Origin of the sequence: Ramlibacter lithotrophicus, from assembly GCF_012184415.1 — a bacterium.
GTDB classification, from domain to species: Bacteria; Pseudomonadota; Gammaproteobacteria; order Burkholderiales; family Burkholderiaceae_C; genus Ramlibacter; species Ramlibacter lithotrophicus.
This window is the reverse complement of sequence record NZ_VTOX01000001.1, coordinates 911939-930177: the sequence shown is the minus strand read 5'-3', so window position 1 is coordinate 930177 and position 18239 is coordinate 911939. Positions and strand designations below refer to the sequence as shown.

The following is an 18239-nucleotide window of genomic DNA, read 5'->3' as shown; positions in this document are numbered from 1 at the left end:
AAAAATTATCTCTTGTATAAGACACAAGATGCTCCGCAAGTCTTCTAGAAGACCTAAAGTCAGATCCAAGGCAACGCAGTACGGCCGCGAGTTTTCAATCAACCTTGGAGCACACGCCATGACCTCTTGGACCCATCTCACCCGCGAACAGCAGATCGCCCAGATCGAACAGGACTGGGCGGAGAACCCCCGCTGGAAGGGCATCAAGCGCGGCTACAGCGCCGCCGACGTCGTGCGCCTGCGCGGCTCGCTGCAGGTGGAACACACGCTGGCCAGGCGCGGCGCCGAGAAGTTGTGGAGCCTGATCAACACCGAACCGTTCGTCAACACGCTGGGCGCGCTGACCGGCAACCAGGCGATGCAGCAGGTCAAGGCCGGCCTGAAGGCGATCTACCTGTCCGGCTGGCAGGTCGCCGGCGACGCCAACAGCAACGGCGAGATGTACCCCGACCAGTCGCTGTACTCCGTGGACTCGGTGCCCAAAGTGGTGAAGAAGATCAACGCGACCTTCACCCGCGCCGACCAGATCCAGTGGGCCGAAGGCAAGGCTCCCGGCGACGAGGGCTACGTGGACTACTTCGCCCCGATCGTGGCGGACGCCGAGGCTGGCTTCGGCGGCGTGCTGAACGCCTTCGAGCTGATGAAGGCGATGATCGAAGCCGGCGCCGCCGGCGTGCACTTCGAGGACCAGCTGGCCGCCGCCAAGAAGTGCGGCCACATGGGCGGCAAGGTGCTGGTGCCCACCCGCGAAGCCGTGTCCAAGCTGGTCGCCGCCCGCCTGGCCGCGGACGTGATGGGCACGCCCACGATCCTGCTGGCGCGCACCGACGCCGAGGCCGCCGACCTGGTGACCAGCGACGTCGACGAGAACGACCAGCAGTTCTTCACCGGCGAGCGCACGGTGGAGGGCTTCTACCGCAGCCGCAACGGCATCGAGCAGGCGATCAGCCGCGGCCTGGCCTACGCCGAGTACGCCGACCTGATCTGGTGCGAGACCGGCACGCCGGACCTGGCGTTCGCCAAGCAGTTCGCCGACGCCATCCATGCGAAATTCCCCGGCAAGCTGCTGGCCTACAACTGCTCGCCGTCGTTCAACTGGAAGAAGAACCTGGACGACGCGACCATCGCCCGCTTCCAGAAGGAGCTTGGGGCGATGGGCTACAAGTTCCAGTTCATCACGCTGGCCGGCTTCCACAGCCTCAACTACGGCATGTTCAACCTGGCGCACGGCTACGCCCGCAACGGCATGACGGCCTTCGTGGAACTGCAGCAGGCCGAGTTCGCCGCGGCCAGCAAGGGCTTCACGGCCGTGAAGCACCAGCGCGAGGTGGGGACCGGCTACTTCGACGCCGTGACCACGACGATCGAAGCGCAGGCGTCGACGGCCGCCCTGAAGGGTTCCACCGAGGACGCGCAATTCCTCGACGAGCGCAAGGCGGCCTGAACACGGCGCGGCGCGGCGGCGCGCTCCCGGTCCGCGGCCGGGGGCGGCGACCGCAGCGCCACCGTGGACGGGTAGAATGGCGGCATTCCCCGGCCAACAAGAGCGAGAAAGGCACCCCGGTTATGACACCGCGAACGTCCACCACAGGGTTCACCACCCGCTAGGGTCGGGCGGTCGCGCGCGGGCAGCGAAGTCTTTCGCACTTCACCTTCGAAAAGCGCGGCTCGTCCCGCGCTTTTTCGTTGGCCTCACGCTCCTCATCTCGCACCATGATCCAAGTCACGCTCCCCGACGGTTCGCAACGCCAGTTTCCCGGCCCGGTCACGGTGGCCGACGTCGCCGCCTCCATCGGCCCCGGACTCGCCAAGGCGGCGCTCGCCGGCAAGGTCGACGGCAAGGTGGTCGACACCAGCCACCCGATCGACCACGACGCGCCGGTCGCCATCGTCACGGCCAAGGACCCCGAAGGGGTGGAGGTCATCCGGCACTCGACGGCCCACCTGCTGGCCTACGCCGTCAAGGAGCTGTTTCCCGAGGCGCAGGTCACCATCGGCCCGGTCATCGAAAACGGCTTCTACTACGACTTCGCGTACAAGCGGCCCTTCACGCCGGAGGACCTGGCCGCGATCGAGAAGCGGATGGCGGAGCTGGCGGCGAAGGACGAGCCGGTCACGCGCCGCGTGCTGCCCCGCGACGAGGCGGTGCGCCACTTCAAGAGCCTGGGGGAGCACTACAAGGCCGAGATCATCGAGAGCATCCCGGCGGACCAGGACGTCTCGCTGTACCGCGAGGGCGGTTTCGAGGACCTGTGCCGCGGCCCGCACGTGCCGAGCACCGGCCGGCTCAAGCACTTCAAGCTGATGAAAGTGGCCGGCGCGTACTGGCGCGGGGACCACCGCAACGAGATGCTGCAGCGCGTCTACGGCACGGCCTGGGCCTCGAAGGAGGAACTGCAGCAATACCTGAAGATGCTGGAGGAGGCGGAGAAGCGCGACCACCGACGGCTGGGCCGCGAACTGGACCTGTTCCACATGGACGACCATGCGCCCGGCGTGGTGTGCTGGCATCCGAAGGGCTGGACGGTCTGGCAGGAGGTGGAGCAGTACATGCGCCGCGTCTACCGCGAGAACGGCTACCAGGAGGTCAAGGGCCCGCAGCTGCTGGACAAGTCGCTGTGGGAGAAGACCGGCCACTGGGACAAGTACCGCGAGAACATGTTCGTCACAGAGTCGGAAAAGCGCGAGTACGCGCTCAAGCCGATGAACTGTCCCGGGCACATCCTGATCTTCAAGCAGGGCGTCAAGAGTTACCGCGACCTGCCGCTGCGCTACGGCGAGTTCGGCCAGTGCCATCGCAACGAGCCGACGGGCGGCCTGCACGGCATCATGCGCGTGCGCGGCTTCACCCAGGACGACGGCCACATCTTCTGCACGGAAGAGCACATCCTGCCGGAGTGCACGACCTACACGACGCTGCTGCAGAAGGTCTATCGCGACTTCGGGTTCAGCGACATCATCTACAAGATCGCGACCCGGCCCGAGAAGCGCATCGGCTCGGACGAGAGCTGGGACAAGGCCGAGCACGCGCTGATGGAGAGCCTTCGCGCGTCGGGCTGCGAATTCGAGATCTCGCCCGGCGAAGGCGCGTTCTACGGCCCCAAGATCGAGTACACGCTCAAGGACGCGATCGGGAGGCAATGGCAGTGCGGCACGATCCAGGTGGACTTTTCCATGCCCGAGCGGCTGGACGCCGAGTACGTCGGCGAGGACGGCGCCCGCCACCGCCCGGTCATGCTGCACCGGGCGATCGTCGGCAGCATGGAGCGCTTCATCGGCATCCTCATCGAGCAGCACGCCGGGGCGCTGCCCGTGTGGCTCGCGCCACAGCAGGTGGCCGTGCTCAATATCACGGACGCGCAGGCCGATTACGCCCGGGATGTTGCCAAAGCTCTGCAAAATCAAGGGCTTAGGGTGGAGCTCGATCTGCGGAACGAGAAAATTACGTATAAAATACGCGAGCATTCGCTGCAGAAGCTGCCTTACATCCTGGTCGTGGGCGACAAGGAAAAGGCGGCTGGTGCTGTCGCAGTGCGCGCACGGGGCAACCAGGACCTCGGCGCGATGTCCCTCGAAGCCTTCTCCCAGAGGATCGCGGCGGATATCGCCAGCAAGCATTGACGGGTGCGGCCGCGCCCGTCGCGCCGGGATTTCCGGCGGCTTGCGCGGCGCGCGCGTGCAGGCAGTTGTCGCCGCCGGAAGGCGGCAGTGTCATTGAAGGATTTGGACCATCGCTACTGATTTTCGCGACCGTCGCCACCGCGAGGAACGCAAACACCGCCTGAACCGGGAAATCATGGCCCCGGAAGTCCGCCTCTCGGGGCCCGAAAACGAGCCGCTCGGCATCGTCAGCCTGCAAGAGGCCTTGCGCATGGCGGGCGAGCTGGACGTCGATCTGGTCGAGATTGCCGCCACGGCCAATCCGCCGGTGTGCCGGCTGATGGACTACGGCAAGTTCAAGTACCAGGAACAGAAGAAGGCGGCGGAGGCGAAAGCCAAGCAGACGGTCATCGAGATCAAGGAAGTCAAGTTCAGGCCGGGCACCGACGACGGTGACTACAACATCAAGATGCGCAACATCCGGCGCTTCCTGGCCGAAGGCGACAAGTGCAAGATCACGCTGCGCTTCCGGGGCCGCGAGATCACGCACCAGGAAATCGGGATGGCCTTGCTGAACCGCATCCGCGACGAGCTGGCCGACCTGATCGTGGTGGAGCAGTTTCCGAAACTGGAAGGCCGGCAGATGATCATGATGATCGCGCCGGGCAAGAAGAAGCCGGCGCCCAGGCCGGCGGCCGCCGAGGCCTCGCAAGCCTCGGCCTGACGAAGAATCACGCTGCAACGGCTGGTCGCCGGGGCGGCGATGAAGGCGGGGCTCGCCCCGCCGCCGGTGGAGGGTCGAAAGACCCGCCACACAAGTGGCTCGGGGCCATCAAGACGCGAATGCTTCGCGGCGCCTCACGAGCACAAGAAAAGAAGGAGCAGCAATGCCCAAGATGAAGACCAAGAGCGGGGCCAAGAAGCGCTTCCGCGTTCGTCCCGGTGGGACCGTCAAGCGCGCGCAGGCCTTCAAGCGTCACATCCTGACGAAGAAGTCCACCAAGAACAAGCGCCACCTGCGTGGGGCCGTCGCCGTCCATGAGACCAACATGGGTCACATGGCGCAGATGCTGCCCTTCGCCGGCCTGTAGACCCACTGACGAACTGAAGGAGAACTCATATGCCTCGCGTCAAACGTGGAGTAACGGCCCGCGCCCGCCACAAGAAGGTGCTCGCCCTTGCCAAGGGCTTCCGCGGCCGCCGCGGCAACGTCTTCCGCATCGCCAAGGAAGCGGTGATGAAGGCGGGCCAGTATGCGTACCGTGACCGCCGCACCAAGAAGCGCGTCTTCCGCCAGCTCTGGATCGCCCGTATCAACGCGGCGGCCCGGGAACTAGGGATGACGTACAGCCAGTTCGCCAACGGCATCCGCAAGGCCGGCATCGAGATCGACCGCAAGGTGCTGGCCGACATCGCCGTGCACGACAAGGCCGCTTTTGCCGGCATCGTGGAGCAGGTGAAGGCCAAGCTGGCTGCTTGAGGTTCAGGCGAGGCACGCACCCGGTTTGCGGGGGTGCCTACGACAGAACAGGAACAGGGGCTAGGGCTGACGGCACTAGCCCCTGTTTTCCATCGAAGACCACCATGAACGAGTTCGATCCCATCGTCGGCAGCGCGCGCGAAGCCTTCGCCCGCGCCGCCACCCCCGCCGACCTCGAGAACGCGAAGGCGCAGTTCGTCGGCAAGTCCGGCCGCATCACGGAGCTGATGAAGGGCCTGGCCGCGCTCTCCGTCGAAGAGAAGAAGGCGCGCGGCGCGGCGATCAACGTGGCCAAGCAGGCGATCGAGGCCGCCCTCACCGAGCGGCGCCAGCAGCTCGCCGATGCCGAACTGGAGGCGCAGCTGAAGGCCGAGGCGCTGGACGTCAGCCTGCCTGGGCGCGCGCGCGAGCCCGGCGGCCTGCACCCGGTGAGCCTGACCATGGAGCGGATCGAGCGGATCTTTGCGAGCATGGGCTTCGACGTGGCCGACGGCCCGGAGATCGAGAGCGACTGGCACAGCTTCACGTCGCTGAACAATCCGCCCAACCACCCGGCGCGCTCGATGCAGGACACCTTCTACGTCGACATCCAGGGCGACGACGGCATTCCGTACAACCTGCGGCCGCACACCAGCCCGATGCAGGTCCGCTACGCGCACCAGCACATCAAGAAGTACGCGGACGCGGTGAAGGCCGGCGGCACGATGCCGGAAATCCGCGTGATCGCCCCGGGGCGCACGTACCGCGTCGACAGCGACGCCACCCACTCGCCCATGTTCCACCAGTGCGAAGGGCTGTGGCTCGGCGAGAACGTGAGCTTCAAGGACCTGAAGGTCGTCTTCACCGACTTCTGCCGCACCTTCTTCGAGAGCGACGACCTGGCGCTGCGCTTCCGTCCCAGTTTCTTCCCGTTCACCGAGCCCAGCGCGGAGATCGACATCCAGTTCCAGCACGGCCCCCTGGCCGGGCGCTGGCTGGAGGTGGCGGGCTCCGGCCAGGTGCACCCGGAAGTCGTGCGCAACATGGGGCTGGACCCAGAGCGCTTCATCGGCTTCGCGTTCGGCATGGGACCGGACCGCCTGACGATGCTGCGCTACGGCGTCAACGACCTGCGCCTCTTCTTCGACGGCGACGTTCGTTTTCTCAAGCAGTTCCGCTGATCCCGACCCGAATCCAGATATGCAATTCCCAGAGTCCTGGCTGCGCGAGTTCTGCAATCCGCCGCTGACCACCCAGCAGATCGCCGACACGCTCACCATGGGCGGGCTCGAAGTCGAGGAACTGCGGCCGGTCGCGCCGCCGTTCACGAAGATCGTCGTCGGCCAGATCAAGGAAGCGGTGCCGCATCCCCAGGCCGACCGGCTGCGCGTGTGCCAGGTCGACGCGGGGCAGGGCGCCCTGCTGAACATCGTCTGCGGCGCCCCGAACGCGCGTGCCGGCATCAAGGTGCCGTGTGCGCTGGTGGGCGCCGAGCTGCCGGGCGGCGAGGACGGCAAGCCGTTCCAGATCAAGCTGTCCAAGCTGCGCGGTGTCGAGAGCCAGGGCATGCTGTGCTCGGCACGCGAGCTGCAGCTCTCCGAGGATCACGCGGGCCTGCTGGAGCTGGCCGCGGACGCGCCGGTGGGCGCGGACGTGCGCGAGGTGCTCAAGCTCGACGACGCGCTGTTCACGCTCAAGCTCACGCCCAATCTCGCGCATGCGCTCAGCGTGTACGGGGTCGCCCGCGAGCTGTCCGCCCTGACCGGCGCGCCGCTGAAGGAGCCGGCGTTCGCGCCGGTGCGGCCGGCGCACGACGCGATGCTGCGTGTGAGGGTCCACGCACCCGACCTCTGCGGCCGCTTCTCGGGCCGGGTGGTGCGCAACGTCGACACCAGGGCGAAAACGCCGCAGTGGATGGTGGACCGGCTGGCGCGCTGTGGCCAGCGCAGCGTCACCGCGCTGGTGGACATCTCGAACTACGTCATGTTCGAGTTCGGCCGGCCCTCGCACATCTTCGACCACGACAAGATCCATGGCGGCCTCGAGGTGCGCTGGGGCGCGCCCGGCGAGCAGTTGAAGTTGCTCAATGGCAACACGGTGACGGTGGACGAGCAGGTCGGCGTCATCGCCGACGACCGGCAGGTCGAATCGCTCGCGGGCATCATGGGCGGCGACGCCACGGCCGTGTCCGACGAGACGAGGAACGTCTACGTCGAGGCCGCCTTCTGGTGGCCCCAGGCGATCCAGGGCCGCTCGCGCCGCTACAACTTCTCGACCGACGCCGGCCATCGGTTCGAACGCGGCGTCGACCCCAGCCAGACCGTCGAACACATCGAGCACATCACGCGGCTGATCCTGGAGATCTGCGGCGGCGAGGCCGGACCGATGGACGACCAGGTGCTTCGGCTGCCGGAGCGCAAGCCGGTGACGCTGCGGGTCGCCCGCGCGGCCAAGGTGATCGGGATGCCGCTCACGGCGCAGCAGTGCAACGACGCCCTGACCCGCCTGGGGTTGGAGGTCGCTGCCGCCGATGGAACGCTCACGGTCAAGCCGCCGCCGTACCGCTTCGACCTGACGATCGAGGAAGACCTGATCGAGGAGGTGGCGCGGGTCATCGGGTACGAGCAGTTGCCGACGACACCGCCGCTCGCGCCGATCACGGCGAAGCTGCCGCCGGAGGGACGGCGCAGCCGCTTCGCCGTGCGCCGGCTGCTGGCCGGGCTCGGTTACCAGGAAACGATCAACTTCAGCTTCGTCGAGGAGAGCTGGGAGCGCGATCTCGCCGGCAATTCCGACCCGATCAAGCTGCTCAACCCCATTGCCAGCCAGATGGGCGTCATGCGCTCGTCGCTGTTCGGCTCGCTCCTGCAGGCCCTGAAGTTCAATCTGGACCGCAAGGCCGAGCGGGTCCGCCTGTTCGAGCTGGGCCGGGTCTTCATGCGCGATGCGGCCGTGGCGACGACCGACACGACGGTGCGCGGCATCCGCCAGCCGATGCGCGTGGCCGGACTGGCCTACGGTGACGCGGAGGGCCTGCAGTGGGCACGCAAGGCGGGCCCCGTCGATTTCTACGACGGCAAGGGCGACGTCGAGAGCCTGCTTGCGCCGGTGCGGGCGCAGTTCAAGCCTGCCGCCCATCCGGCCCTGCACCCCGGGCGCTGTGCGTCCGTGTGGGTCGACGGCTGCGAGGTCGGCTTCGTCGGCGAACTGCACCCGCGCTGGCGGCAGCGCTGGGAGCTCGCCAACGCCCCGGTGCTGTTCGAACTGGACCTGGAGGCGGTGACGCAGCGCCGGGTGCCCGCCGCGCAGCCGGTGCCGCGCTTCCAGCCGGCGGAGCGCGACATCGCCGTGATCGTGGCCGACCACGTGGCCCACGATGCCGTCCTCGAAGCCGTGCGCTCCGCCGGCGGCCAGCTGCTGCGCGACGCCTTCCTGTTCGACGTGTACAAGCCGAAGCAGGCAGTGGCCGGCATCGCCGCGAACGAGAAAAGCATGGCCGTGCGCTTGACGCTCGCCAGCAGCGAAGCCACACTGACGGACGAGCAGATCGAGGCGGCCGTCGCAACCGTGGTCGATCGCATCGCCACGCAGCTCGGCGGCCGATTGAGGGGTTGATCACAATGGACGCGCTCGCCGGAACACCGCAGGACGAGGAGAGCATGGACTTCGCCGTTGAAAGCCTGGAAACGCCGGCCCTGACGAAGGCCCAGCTCTCCGAGTTGCTGTTCGAGCAGATCGGCCTCAACAAGCGCGAGTCCAAGGACATGATCGATGCGTTCTTCGACCTCATCGCGGACAGCCTGGTCGAAGGCAAGGACGTCAAGATCTCCGGATTCGGCAATTTCCAGATCCGCACCAAGGCGCCGCGGCCGGGCCGCAATCCGCGCACCGGCGAGGCGATCCCGATCCAGGCCCGGCGGGTGGTGACATTCCATGCCAGCCACAAGCTGAAGGAACAGATCCAGAGCCAGGGCGGCGAAGGGAATTGACCCCGCGCAACACTGCGGGCCAGGCGCGGGTAACAGGCTTTGCGCGCCGCCGCGCCTTAGAGTAACCTCGGAGCTTTCTCCCGTATCACGTTGATTTTCAATGGAGAAAGCTCTTCCAGCCATCCCAGCCAAGCGCTACTTCACCATCGGCGAAGTCAGTGACCTGTGCGGCGTCAAGCCGCACGTGCTCCGCTATTGGGAGCAGGAGTTCACGCAGCTGCGCCCGATGAAGCGGCGCGGCAACCGGCGCTACTACCAGCACCACGAGGTGCTGATGATCCGCCGCATCCGTGACCTCCTGTACGACCAGGGGTTCACGATCAGCGGCGCGCGCAACAAGTTGCAGGAGCTGGTGCAGGTGGAGCGCGACAAGCGCCGCGCCGGCGAGGTGATGCTCGAAGGCGTCGAGGTGATCGAGGTCGAGGACTCCGCCTTTCCAGACTTCGAGGACAGCCTGCCGCCCGAGGAGCGCGAGGCCGTGTCGCAGCAGCTCCTGCTGGTGCGCCGTGAGCTGTTCGAGATCCGCGACCTGCTCTCGACCACGCATTGATGAGGGTGCGCCGCGCGGCACGCGTTCGCGCCACGCTATAATCTGCAGCTTGTCCGGCGTGTAGCGCAGCCTGGTAGCGCACTTGCATGGGGTGCAAGGGGTCGCGAGTTCGAATCCCGCCACGCCGACCAGTCGAACGTCAACGGGTTCCCGCAGCGATGCGGGAGCCCGTTTGCTTTTGCGCGGCCCGCCGCCCTCGGCGAGAATGTGCCGCGAGGGGCACTCCATTCCCACAGCATTGCACTGAACATCATGGCGACAGTCGTCTTCGCGGATCTTGTCGGCAGCACGGGCCTGTTCGAGCGCCTCGGCGACGAGACCGCCGGCCGCTTCGTCACGCAGCTCACGGCCACCATCGGCAAGACCTTCGAGCAGCACCGCGGGCGCGTGGTGAAGCTGCTCGGGGACGGGCTGTTCGTCGTCTTTCCGGCCGAGGGCGACGCGGTCGCGGCGTGCGTCGCGATCCAGCGCCGCCTGCGCGAGCAACCGGTGCACGCGGGGGCCGGCGGCGCCCCGGTCCAGATGCAGATCGGCATCGATTCGGGCGACGTGGTCGAGATCGGCGGCGACTGCTACGGCGACGCTGTCAACAGCGCGGCACGGCTCGCCGACCTGGCCGGCGGCGAGCAGATCCTGGCGACCCAGCGCGTTCACGATGCGCTGCCGGCGGCCGCGCGCGCGCGCCTGCGCAGCCTGGGCCCGATGTACCTGCGCGGGAAGTCCGAGGCGACCGACGTGTTCCGGGTCGACTGGCAGGAAGAGGCCGACTCCGACCGCACCCTGCTGGGGACGTCGATGTTCAGCGAGGCCGGCACGCGCTGGCTCGAGCTGTCGGCGCCGGGACAACTGCTGCGCCTTGAGCCGCGCGGCGAGAAGCTGACGCTGGGCCGGGCCACCACCGCGTCGCTCGCGGTCAACGACGCCCGCGTGTCGCGGGTCCATGCCACCGTGGAGTGGCGCGGCGGCCAGTTCGTCCTCAGCGACACCTCGAGTTCCGGCTCCTGGGTCTATTTCGGCGAGCAGCGCGAACCGCTGGTGCTGCGCCGCACCGAGTGCTACCTGGTGGGACACGGGGAGATCGCCCTGGGCTGCGAACGCGGCCCCGGCAGCGGCCCGCCCGTGCGGTTCGCGGTCAGGGGCTGAGCGCCATCGGGCGGGGCGCGGCGGCGACAGCGCACTAGAATGCGTTCACCCCAGCCTGGAGCGCGTTTGCTGTTGTGAGTCTTCGAAAGCTTGGCCGCTACGAAATCGTGCGCGTTCTCGGAAAGGGCGCCATGGGGATCGTGTACGAGGGCCGCGATCCCAACCTCGACCGGCGCGTCGCGATCAAGACCGTCAAGGTGGAGAACCTCTCCCCGGAAGCCGCGACCGAATACGAGTCGCGTTTTCGCACCGAGGCGCGCTCGGCCGCCCGGCTGCAGCATCCCAACATCGTCAGCGTCTACGACTCGGACCGCGACGGCGACGTCGCCTTCCTGGTCATGGAGTACATCCATGGCGACGACCTCAAGCACCATCTCGATGGCGGCGAGCGCTATTCGCTGGAACAGTCGCTGCGCATGGTCGACGACCTGCTGTCGGCGCTCGATTACGCGCACCGGCAGGGGATCGTGCACCGCGACATCAAGCCGGCGAACCTGCTGATCGAGGCCAGCGGCCGCGTGAAGCTGACCGATTTCGGGGTCGCGCGGATCCAGGACGGGGGCGACGCCACGCGCACCCAGGGCGCGATGGTCGGCACCCTCAAGTACATGGCGCCCGAGCAGGTCCAGGGGCAGCAGATCGACGCGCGCGCCGACCTGTTCTCCGCGGGCGTGCTGCTGTACCAGTTGCTGACCGACCAGCGGCCGTTCGACGGCGACAACGAGTTCGCGATCATCCAGCAGATCGTCGGCCAGGCGCCGCGGCCGCCGAGTTCGGTGAACGCGCGGCTGCCGGCGGCCATCGACGCGGTCGTGGCCAAGGCGCTGGCGAAGGACCGGGAGCAGCGCTATGCGACGGCCGGCGAGTTCGCCAACGCCCTGCGGTCGGCGATGCGACAGGCGGACGATCCCACGGTCGTGCCGCCGCCCAACCCCGCGCGCAGTGCCAAGGGCGGCATCTACCTGGTGACGAGTCCCGGCGGCACGATGCCGATGGGCAGCACCGTGACCCAGGAACTGGAACTGGTCTACTGGAAGGACGTCAAGGACTCCAGCGACCCGGAAGACCTCGAGGTGTTCCTCGCGAAATTCCCGTCCGGCATCTATGCCGACCTGGCGCGGCGCCGCCTGCGCAAGCTCGGGACCGATCCGGCGCCGGACCAGACCGTGCTGAGCGGCATGACGGCGGCCGAGGCCGGCGCGGCGGCTTCGTCCCGTCCGGAGCTGGCGGCTGGCGCGGTCGCGCCGCAACGGTCTCCGGAGGCGAGCGACGGCCTCTCGACGATTCCGCTCGCGCCGGGCGCTGGCGCGCGCAGGGCGCCCCAGGAGTCGATGCCGACCGTGCCGCAGCCGCGCGCCGTGGCCGTCGACATGAGCGTTCCCGCGGTGGCGCCGTCACCGGGGCCCTCCGGCGGCGACGCCACGACCGTGCCGCTGCGGCCGGCACCGCCCGCGCACCAGGACGCCGCGGCGCCCGAAAACGATGCGGGCGCGGCGTCACGACTGCCGGCGACGGCGGTGCTGGCCGGTGTCGCCGCGCTGGCCGTCGGCGGCGTGGTGGCGCTGGTGATGGTCCTGCGCGGCGGCGGCGCGCAGAACTCGGACGCGGCGGCCGGGGCCGCATCCGCGCCGGTCGCGGCCGCCTCCGCCGCGTCGGCGGTGGCGCCTCAAGTGCCGTCTTCCGCCGCTCTTCCCGTGGCAGCCGAGCCGGGGCGCCGGCCCGCCGCGACCGCGTCGAAGCCGCCGCCGCCGGCCAGACCCCGGCCGGTCGCCAAGCCGGCACCCGCCGCGCCGGCGCCGGTCGACACGCCGCGGGTGGCGACCCCCGAGCCTGCTCCGTCGACGGCGCCGGAAGCGCGTGAGCAGCCGCGGCCGGCGCCGCCTCCGGCGCGCCCCGCGGCCAGCAATCCGGCCGACGCATGCCGCGACAAGGTCTTCATCTCCCGGGAACTGTGCCTGGCGGAGCAGTGCGACAAGCCCGCCGCGCGCAACCATCCGCTCTGCGTGCAGCGGCGCGCCGACGCGAAGCTGCGCGAGGAAAGCCGCGTGCGGAACTAGGCGTGCGCGGCGGTCAGGTGATCACGAGGTTGTGCACGCGGAAGCGGGCGGCGCGCCGGTCGGCGAAGTAGGCCAGCAGCGTTTCGCGCACGGTGCGGAAGGCAATCTCGTCCCAGGGAATCTCGCTTTCGGCGAACAGCCGGGCCTCGATCGTTTCGTGGCCCGGATCGAAACGGTCGCTCAGCAGGCGGGCGCGGTAGAAGAGGTGCACCTGCCCGACGCGGGGCACGCTCAGCACGGACAGCAGGTCCTCCATCTCGAAATGCGCGCCCGCCTCTTCCACGGTCTCGCGCGCCGCGCCTTCCTCGGTGCTCTCGCCCAGTTCCATGAAGCCGGCCGGCAGGGTCCACTTGCCCCAGCGCGGCTCGATGTTGCGCTTGCACAGCAGCACGCGGTCGCCCCAGTACGGCACGGTGCCGACCACGTTCAGGGGGTTCTCGTAATGGATGGTGTCGCAGGCCGGGCAGACCGCCCGCTCGCGCGTATCGCCGTCGTCGGGCACGCGGTAGACCACCGCCGCCCCGCAATTCCGGCAATGTCTGATGGGGCTGCGCAGCATCGTGCGAGTGTAATTTCAAACCGCCGGTGCAGCGACGGCGCCGGGCGCCGAGCCGGCGGGCCGCCCACGAAGAAAAAGGGGCCCGACGGACCCCTTCGACGAACCTTTGCGGATCAGGCCTTCCTTGCCGGGGCACCGCCCTTGCCGTGCTTGTCGATCAACGCGCGCGCGCCCTCCAGCAGCTTCTTGCCGTCGAAGCCGCGCTTGTTCATGTCCTCGGCCCACTCGACTTCGACCAGCCGCGCCTTGCGCTTGAACTCCTGCGCTTCCGCCGCGGGAATGGTGTAGATGGTGGTGTCCTTGACGGCCTCGGCGGCCTTGCGGCCCGCCGGGTCGTTGCCCTGCTGAACCTTGCCCAGCCAGGCGGAGGTGGCGAGGCCCGAGTTGGCGTCGATCACCTTCTTCAGGTCGGGCGCGAGCGAGTTGTACTTCGCCTTGTTCATGGCCATCACGAAAGTCGTCGTGTACAAGGCGCCGCCGGCCGGATCGAACTCGCTGTGGAACTTCGTGAGCTCGTGCACCTTGACCGAAGGCACCACCTCCCACGGGATCACGCAGCCGTCGATGGTGCCCTTGGACAGCGCGTCGGGGATGCCGGGCAGCGGCATGCCCACCGGCGTGGCGCCCAGGTAGCCGAGCATCTTCGTGATCTGGCGCGTCGGGCCCCGCAGCTTCATGCCGCGCAGGTCGGCGGCGGTCTTCACCAGCTTGTCCTTGGTGTGGAACATGCCCGGGCCGTGCACGTGCAGCGCCAGCACCTGCGTGTCCTTGAACTCGTCGGGCGCCATCGTCTGCACGTATTCCCAATAGGCCTTCGACGTAGCCTCGGCGTTGTTCATCATGAACGGCAGCTCGAACACCTCGATCCGCGGGAAGCGACCGGCGGTGTTGCCGGGCAGCGTCCAGACGATGTCGACCACGCCGTCCTTGGCCTGGTCGTACAGCTGCACCGGGGTGCCCCCCAGTTGCATCGCGGGATAGGCCTCGAACTTGATGCGGCCGTTCGACGCCTTCTCGACCTTGTCCATCCACGCCTTGTGCATGGTCAGCCACACGTTCGACTGCGGCGGCATGAAGGTGTGGAACTTCAGGGTGACCGACTGCTGGGCCAGGGCGGCGAGCCCGGGGGCGCCCAGGGCGACGGCGGCCGAGGATTGCAGGAGCGTGCGGCGCTGGATCATTCTCTCGTTCTCCCTGAAAGCCGCCTAAGGTACTGCACCGCGCTGCGGGCCGCGCTCGGGGCTTTCCCTCAACCGATGTACTTCACCAGCCAGAGGGAGATCGCCGGGAAGAACAGCAGCAGCAAGGTGCGCAGCGCGTCGCTGATCAGGAACGGCATGACGCCGCGGTAGCTCTCCGCGATTGGCACGTCGCGCGCCATACCGTTGACGATGTATACGTTGAGGCCCACGGGCGGGGCCAGCAGGCCGAAGCCCACGGTCATCAGCACCATGATGCCGAACCAGATGGCCACCGATTCCTTCGGCAGGCCGAAGTCCAGTCCCATGACGAGCGGGAAGAAGATCGGGATCGTGAGCAGGATCATGGACAGCTCGTCCATCACGGCGCCGAGCACCACGTAGAACAGCAGGATCGCGCCGACCACCATCAGCGGTGAGAGGCCCCAGCCGCCCACCACCGCGGCCAGCTGGTTGGGCACCTGCGTCAACGCGAGGGCCGCGTTCATCAGGTCCGCGCCCAGGAAGATCATGAAGATCATCGCCGAGCCTTCGGCCGTCGCATAGAAGCAGTGCTTGAACTTGCGCCACGTCATTTCGCCGCGCAGCAGGGCCGCGATGAAGGTGGAGGCGGCGCCCACGGCCGCGCCTTCCGTCGGCGTGAACAGGCCGCCGTAAATGCCGCCGAACACGATGGTGAAGATGATCGCGATCGGCAGCACGCCCAGCGCGGAGCGGCCTGTGAGCCGCGGCGCGTCGTCGTGCGCCGGCGCGTGCCCGGGCACCACCCGGACGTAGATGGCGATCGCGATCATGTAGCCGGCCACGGCGATCAGGCCCGGAATCATGGCTGCCGCGAACAGCTTGGCGATGTTCTGCTCGGCCAGGATGGCGTAGATCACCAGCGGCACCGACGGCGGCACGAGGATGCCCAGCGTGCCGCCGGCGGCCAGCGTGCCGGTGGCGAGGCGGCCCGAATAGCCGTGCCGCTTCATCTCCGGCAATGCCACCGAGGTGATGGTGGCCGCCGTGGCCACCGAGGAGCCGCAGATGGCGCCGAACGCCGCGCTGGCCATCACGGCCGCCATCGCCAGGCCCCCGCGAAAGCGCGACATGATCGAGCTCGCCACTTCGAACAGCGCCTTGGAGATGCCGCCCTGAGTCGCGAAATTTCCCATCAGGATGAACAGCGGGATGACCGACAGGTCGTAGCTCGCGAAGCGCGCGAAGGCCTGGGTGTTCAGGAAGTTGGCGAGCGGCAGCCAGCCCGCCTGCGCCACGTAGCCGACCGCGCCGGCCGTGAACATCGAGATCGCGATCGGCACGCGCACGGCCATCAGCACCAGCATGATGCCGAAGATCAGCAGGGTGAGGACGATCGGGCTCATTCGCCCGGCCTCGGGCCGAAGCCGCGCAGAGCCTGCACGACGCCGATCAGCGCCGTCAGCGCGAGCGGCGGCACCATCGCGGCGTACACGACCCACTCGGGAAAGCCCATCATCATGGTGCCCGAGTTGTTGGTCCACGCATTGAGTCCGCCGAGCGTCGAGCGCCACGCCAGCAGGGCCATCGCCGTGCCGAGCAGCAGCGCGCCCACCCGATCGAGCGCGGCGTTGGTTCGGTCGCTGGCGCGCGCCGTAAAGAAGTCCACGATGATGTTGGCCCGGCGAACCTGGCACCACGGCATGAACATGGCGATCGCGGCGCCGGCCGCCACGCCGGTGAGTTCGAAGTCGCCCACCAGCGTCCAGCCCACGGTATTGCGGCCGATCAGGCTCACGCAGATCATCAGCGTGATGACGGTGAGCAGGACGCCGGCCAGGATGGCGCACAGCTTGGCCAGGGTCTCCAGGACGCGCACTCGGCTGTCTCCCCTCTGTCAGTTCTTGTTCTCGATTCGATAAGCCCGGTGCGGCCCCGGGCCGCCCGGGCTCAGGCCGCGGCGATGCGCACCGAGACCTCGCCCACGCCCTTGACGCCGCCGACCAGCGTGTCGCCGGCCACGACCGCCGCCACGCCTTCGGGGGTGCCGGTGAAGATCAGGTCGCCGGGCTGCAGTTCCCATGCGGCGGACACGTGCTCGATCACCTCGCCGATGTTCCAGATCAGTTGCGACACCGTGCTGCGCTGGCGATCCTTGCCGTTGACCTGCAGCCAGATCTCGGCATTGGCGACGTCGCCGGCCTGCGCCGCCGGCGTGATCGGGCCGATCGGCGCCGACTTCTCGAAGCCCTTGCCGATGCACCAGGGCCGGCCCTGCTTCTTCATCTCGCCCTGCAGGTCGCGCCGGGTCATGTCCAGGCCGACCGCATACCCCCAGATGTGCTTGTGCGCGTCGGCGGCCTTGATGTTCTTGCCGCCGGTGCCGATCGCGACCACCAGCTCGATCTCGTGGTGCAGGTCCTTCGTCAGCGTCGGGTACGGCATCGTCCCGGTCTCGCCCTGGTTCACCGGCAGCACCGCGTCGGCGGGCTTCAGGAAGAAGAAGGGCGCCTCGCGGCCGGTGAAACCCATCTCCTTGGCGTGCTCGGCGTAGTTGCGGCCGACGCAGTAGATGCGGTGCACCGGAAACCGCTCGGGGCGGCCGGCCACCGGCACGGAAGCGACCGCGGGCGCAGGGATGACGTAGCTCATGACAACCTTTCTTCGTGGTGGAGGCCCAGTGCCTGGTGCACCGGGCGGTCGGAAAAACTGAACAGCACGCAGCCTGGCTGCGAGCTCAACCGCGCAGTGTGCCACGACGGCACGACGAAATGGTCGCGGGGGCCGAACGCGAAGCGCCACGCACCGGCGGCCGACTCGATCGTGACCTCGCCCGAACCTTCGACGACGCTGTACAGCGCGCCGTCGGTCTGGCGCCACGGCTTGCCGGCAAAACCGGCCGGCAGCTTCTGCATGAAGGTGGCCATGGTCGGCATTGGCGAGCCGCCGGTCTGCGGATTGACGTAGCGCAGCTTCACCCCGTCCCACTCGTCGACGGCGGCGTCGCGTTCCAGCTGCTCCAGCGCCTGGCGACTGCGCTCGTAGGGGTAGCTGAAGATCGGCGAGGTGGCGCCGAAGGGCTTCTCGTGGCGCACGGGCGCCATGTTGTGGCCCCAGCGGGCGAGGCTGGTGCCTTCGGCCCGCGTCACCACCTGCGAGCGGCGCGTGTCGTTTTCGGCGAAGCCGGCGTCGAGGAACCGGACCATCGGAATGTCCAGGCCATCGAGCCACACGACCGGGTCGTTCCCTTCGTGGCCGTGGTCGTGCCAGGTCCAGCTCGGCGTGATGATGAAGTCGCCCGGATGCATGGTGGTGCGCTCGCCGTCCACGGCGGTGTAGGCGCCGGCGCCTTCGACGATGAAGCGCAGCGCGCTCTGCGTGTGGCGGTGGCTGGGCGCCACTTCGCCGGGGAGGATCAGTTGCAGGCCGGCATACAGCGACTGCGTCACCGCGGACTGTCCGCGCAAGGCCGGGTTCTCCAGGATCAGTACGCGGCGCACGGCTTCTTCGGCGGTGATGGCATCGCCGGCCCGCATCAGGAACGGGCGCACTTCTTCGTAGCGCCACAAGGCGGGCACGCACGGACTGGCCGGCTGCCGCGGCACCAGCGCATGCAGCACTTCCCACAGCGGGGTGAGATGGAGCGGCTCCATGTCGCGATAGAGCTGCTGGCGCAGCTGCGCGGCGGGATGGGGTGCGTTCATGGCGATCTCCTTGGGTGC

Annotated in this window: 17 protein-coding genes and 1 tRNA gene; 12 read left to right on the top strand and 6 right to left on the bottom strand. The window is 68.2% G+C overall.

From position 1 onward, the window contains the following. Positions 1-118: 118 nt before the first annotated feature. From aceA to RAMLITH_RS04315, 12 genes are all read left to right on the top strand, one after another. Positions 119-1444 (top strand): isocitrate lyase, encoded by a 1326-nt coding sequence (gene aceA / locus RAMLITH_RS04370; RefSeq protein ID WP_168106071.1) that lies wholly within the window; start codon positions 119-121, stop codon positions 1442-1444. Positions 1445-1713: 269 nt separating this feature from the next. Continuing rightward, positions 1714-3621 (top strand): threonine--tRNA ligase, encoded by a 1908-nt coding sequence (thrS, locus tag RAMLITH_RS04365; protein WP_168106070.1) that lies wholly within the window; start codon positions 1714-1716, stop codon positions 3619-3621. Positions 3622-3721: 100 nt separating this feature from the next. Next, a complete protein-coding gene (infC, locus tag RAMLITH_RS04360) occupies positions 3722-4324 on the top strand; it encodes a translation initiation factor IF-3 (protein WP_168106457.1) in 603 nt (200 codons plus the stop codon). A gap of 163 nt (positions 4325-4487) precedes the next feature. After that, positions 4488-4691 carry a 50S ribosomal protein L35 gene (gene rpmI / locus RAMLITH_RS04355; RefSeq protein WP_168106069.1) on the top strand — a complete coding sequence of 68 codons (204 nt, stop codon included), beginning with the start codon at positions 4488-4490 and terminating at the stop codon, positions 4689-4691. 29 nt (positions 4692-4720) lie between these two features. Then, entirely contained in the window at positions 4721-5080 is a 360-nt protein-coding gene (gene rplT, locus RAMLITH_RS04350) for a 50S ribosomal protein L20 (protein ID WP_168106068.1), read from the top strand. Positions 5081-5184: 104 nt separating this feature from the next. Further along, a complete protein-coding gene (gene pheS / locus RAMLITH_RS04345) occupies positions 5185-6240 on the top strand; it encodes a phenylalanine--tRNA ligase subunit alpha (protein ID WP_168106067.1) in 1056 nt (351 codons plus the stop codon). Positions 6241-6259: 19 nt separating this feature from the next. Further along, positions 6260-8674, top strand: coding sequence for a phenylalanine--tRNA ligase subunit beta (gene pheT, locus RAMLITH_RS04340; protein ID WP_168106066.1), 2415 nt, complete (start codon positions 6260-6262; stop codon positions 8672-8674). Positions 8675-8718: 44 nt separating this feature from the next. Then, on the top strand, positions 8719-9048 hold the full coding sequence (locus tag RAMLITH_RS04335) for an integration host factor subunit alpha (protein ID WP_168106065.1): 330 nt from the start codon (positions 8719-8721) through the stop codon (positions 9046-9048). A 100-nt stretch (positions 9049-9148) separates the two neighbouring features. Continuing rightward, on the top strand, positions 9149-9598 hold the full coding sequence (locus RAMLITH_RS04330; protein ID WP_168106064.1) for a MerR family transcriptional regulator: 450 nt from the start codon (positions 9149-9151) through the stop codon (positions 9596-9598). A 54-nt stretch (positions 9599-9652) separates the two neighbouring features. Further along, positions 9653-9729: transfer RNA gene (locus tag RAMLITH_RS04325), tRNA-Pro, on the top strand. A 121-nt stretch (positions 9730-9850) separates the two neighbouring features. Continuing rightward, positions 9851-10741, top strand: coding sequence for an adenylate/guanylate cyclase domain-containing protein (locus RAMLITH_RS04320; protein WP_168106063.1), 891 nt, complete (start codon positions 9851-9853; stop codon positions 10739-10741). Between the two features lie 107 nt (positions 10742-10848). After that, positions 10849-12798: a serine/threonine-protein kinase gene (locus RAMLITH_RS04315; RefSeq protein WP_337786100.1), complete on the top strand. Its 1950-nt coding sequence runs from the start codon at positions 10849-10851 to the stop codon at positions 12796-12798. A gap of 13 nt (positions 12799-12811) precedes the next feature. Here RAMLITH_RS04315 and RAMLITH_RS04310 read toward each other — a convergent pair whose 3' ends face one another. The 6 genes from RAMLITH_RS04310 to gtdA form a co-directional block, all read right to left on the bottom strand. After that, positions 12812-13357 carry an NUDIX hydrolase gene (locus tag RAMLITH_RS04310; RefSeq protein WP_168106061.1) on the bottom strand — a complete coding sequence of 182 codons (546 nt, stop codon included), beginning with the start codon at positions 13355-13357 and terminating at the stop codon, positions 12812-12814. A 113-nt stretch (positions 13358-13470) separates the two neighbouring features. Next, complete coding sequence (locus tag RAMLITH_RS04305; RefSeq protein ID WP_168106060.1) at positions 13471-14538, bottom strand: TRAP transporter substrate-binding protein; 1068 nt, start codon at positions 14536-14538, stop codon at positions 13471-13473. A gap of 68 nt (positions 14539-14606) precedes the next feature. Further along, positions 14607-15923 (bottom strand): TRAP transporter large permease, encoded by a 1317-nt coding sequence (locus tag RAMLITH_RS04300; RefSeq protein ID WP_168106059.1) that lies wholly within the window; start codon positions 15921-15923, stop codon positions 14607-14609. Continuing rightward, positions 15920-16396: a TRAP transporter small permease subunit gene (locus RAMLITH_RS04295; RefSeq protein WP_168106058.1), complete on the bottom strand. Its 477-nt coding sequence runs from the start codon at positions 16394-16396 to the stop codon at positions 15920-15922. The genes RAMLITH_RS04300 and RAMLITH_RS04295 overlap by 4 nt, the downstream gene beginning before the upstream one ends. 71 nt (positions 16397-16467) lie before the next feature. Then, positions 16468-17169 (bottom strand): fumarylacetoacetate hydrolase family protein, encoded by a 702-nt coding sequence (locus tag RAMLITH_RS04290; protein ID WP_168106057.1) that lies wholly within the window; start codon positions 17167-17169, stop codon positions 16468-16470. Next, the gene (gene gtdA, locus RAMLITH_RS04285; RefSeq protein WP_168106056.1) at positions 17166-18221 is read right to left on the bottom strand and encodes a gentisate 1,2-dioxygenase; all 1056 of its coding nucleotides are present in this window, start codon (positions 18219-18221) and stop codon (positions 17166-17168) included. Before gtdA ends, RAMLITH_RS04290 begins: the two co-directional genes overlap by 4 nt. Positions 18222-18239: the final 18 nt, after the last annotated feature.

Bases quoted from the DNA above. Each gene is read 5' to 3' on its own strand.
- RAMLITH_RS04320 (WP_168106063.1), top strand. From the start codon at position 9,851: ATGGCGACAGTCGTCTTCGCGGATCTTGTCGGCAGCACGGGCCTGTTC.
- RAMLITH_RS04300 (WP_168106059.1), bottom strand. From the start codon at position 15,923: ATGAGCCCGATCGTCCTCACCCTGCTGATCTTCGGCATCATGCTGGTG.
- RAMLITH_RS04335 (WP_168106065.1), top strand. From the start codon at position 8,719: ATGGACTTCGCCGTTGAAAGCCTGGAAACGCCGGCCCTGACGAAGGCC.
- gtdA (WP_168106056.1), bottom strand. From the start codon at position 18,221: ATGAACGCACCCCATCCCGCCGCGCAGCTGCGCCAGCAGCTCTATCGC.
- thrS (WP_168106070.1), top strand. From the start codon at position 1,714: ATGATCCAAGTCACGCTCCCCGACGGTTCGCAACGCCAGTTTCCCGGC.
- RAMLITH_RS04290 (WP_168106057.1), bottom strand. From the start codon at position 17,169: ATGAGCTACGTCATCCCTGCGCCCGCGGTCGCTTCCGTGCCGGTGGCC.
- RAMLITH_RS04310 (WP_168106061.1), bottom strand. From the start codon at position 13,357: ATGCTGCGCAGCCCCATCAGACATTGCCGGAATTGCGGGGCGGCGGTG.
- aceA (WP_168106071.1), top strand. From the start codon at position 119: ATGACCTCTTGGACCCATCTCACCCGCGAACAGCAGATCGCCCAGATC.
- rplT (WP_168106068.1), top strand. From the start codon at position 4,721: ATGCCTCGCGTCAAACGTGGAGTAACGGCCCGCGCCCGCCACAAGAAG.
- pheT (WP_168106066.1), top strand. From the start codon at position 6,260: ATGCAATTCCCAGAGTCCTGGCTGCGCGAGTTCTGCAATCCGCCGCTG.
- pheS (WP_168106067.1), top strand. From the start codon at position 5,185: ATGAACGAGTTCGATCCCATCGTCGGCAGCGCGCGCGAAGCCTTCGCC.
- RAMLITH_RS04305 (WP_168106060.1), bottom strand. From the start codon at position 14,538: ATGATCCAGCGCCGCACGCTCCTGCAATCCTCGGCCGCCGTCGCCCTG.
- RAMLITH_RS04330 (WP_168106064.1), top strand. From the start codon at position 9,149: ATGGAGAAAGCTCTTCCAGCCATCCCAGCCAAGCGCTACTTCACCATC.
- rpmI (WP_168106069.1), top strand. From the start codon at position 4,488: ATGCCCAAGATGAAGACCAAGAGCGGGGCCAAGAAGCGCTTCCGCGTT.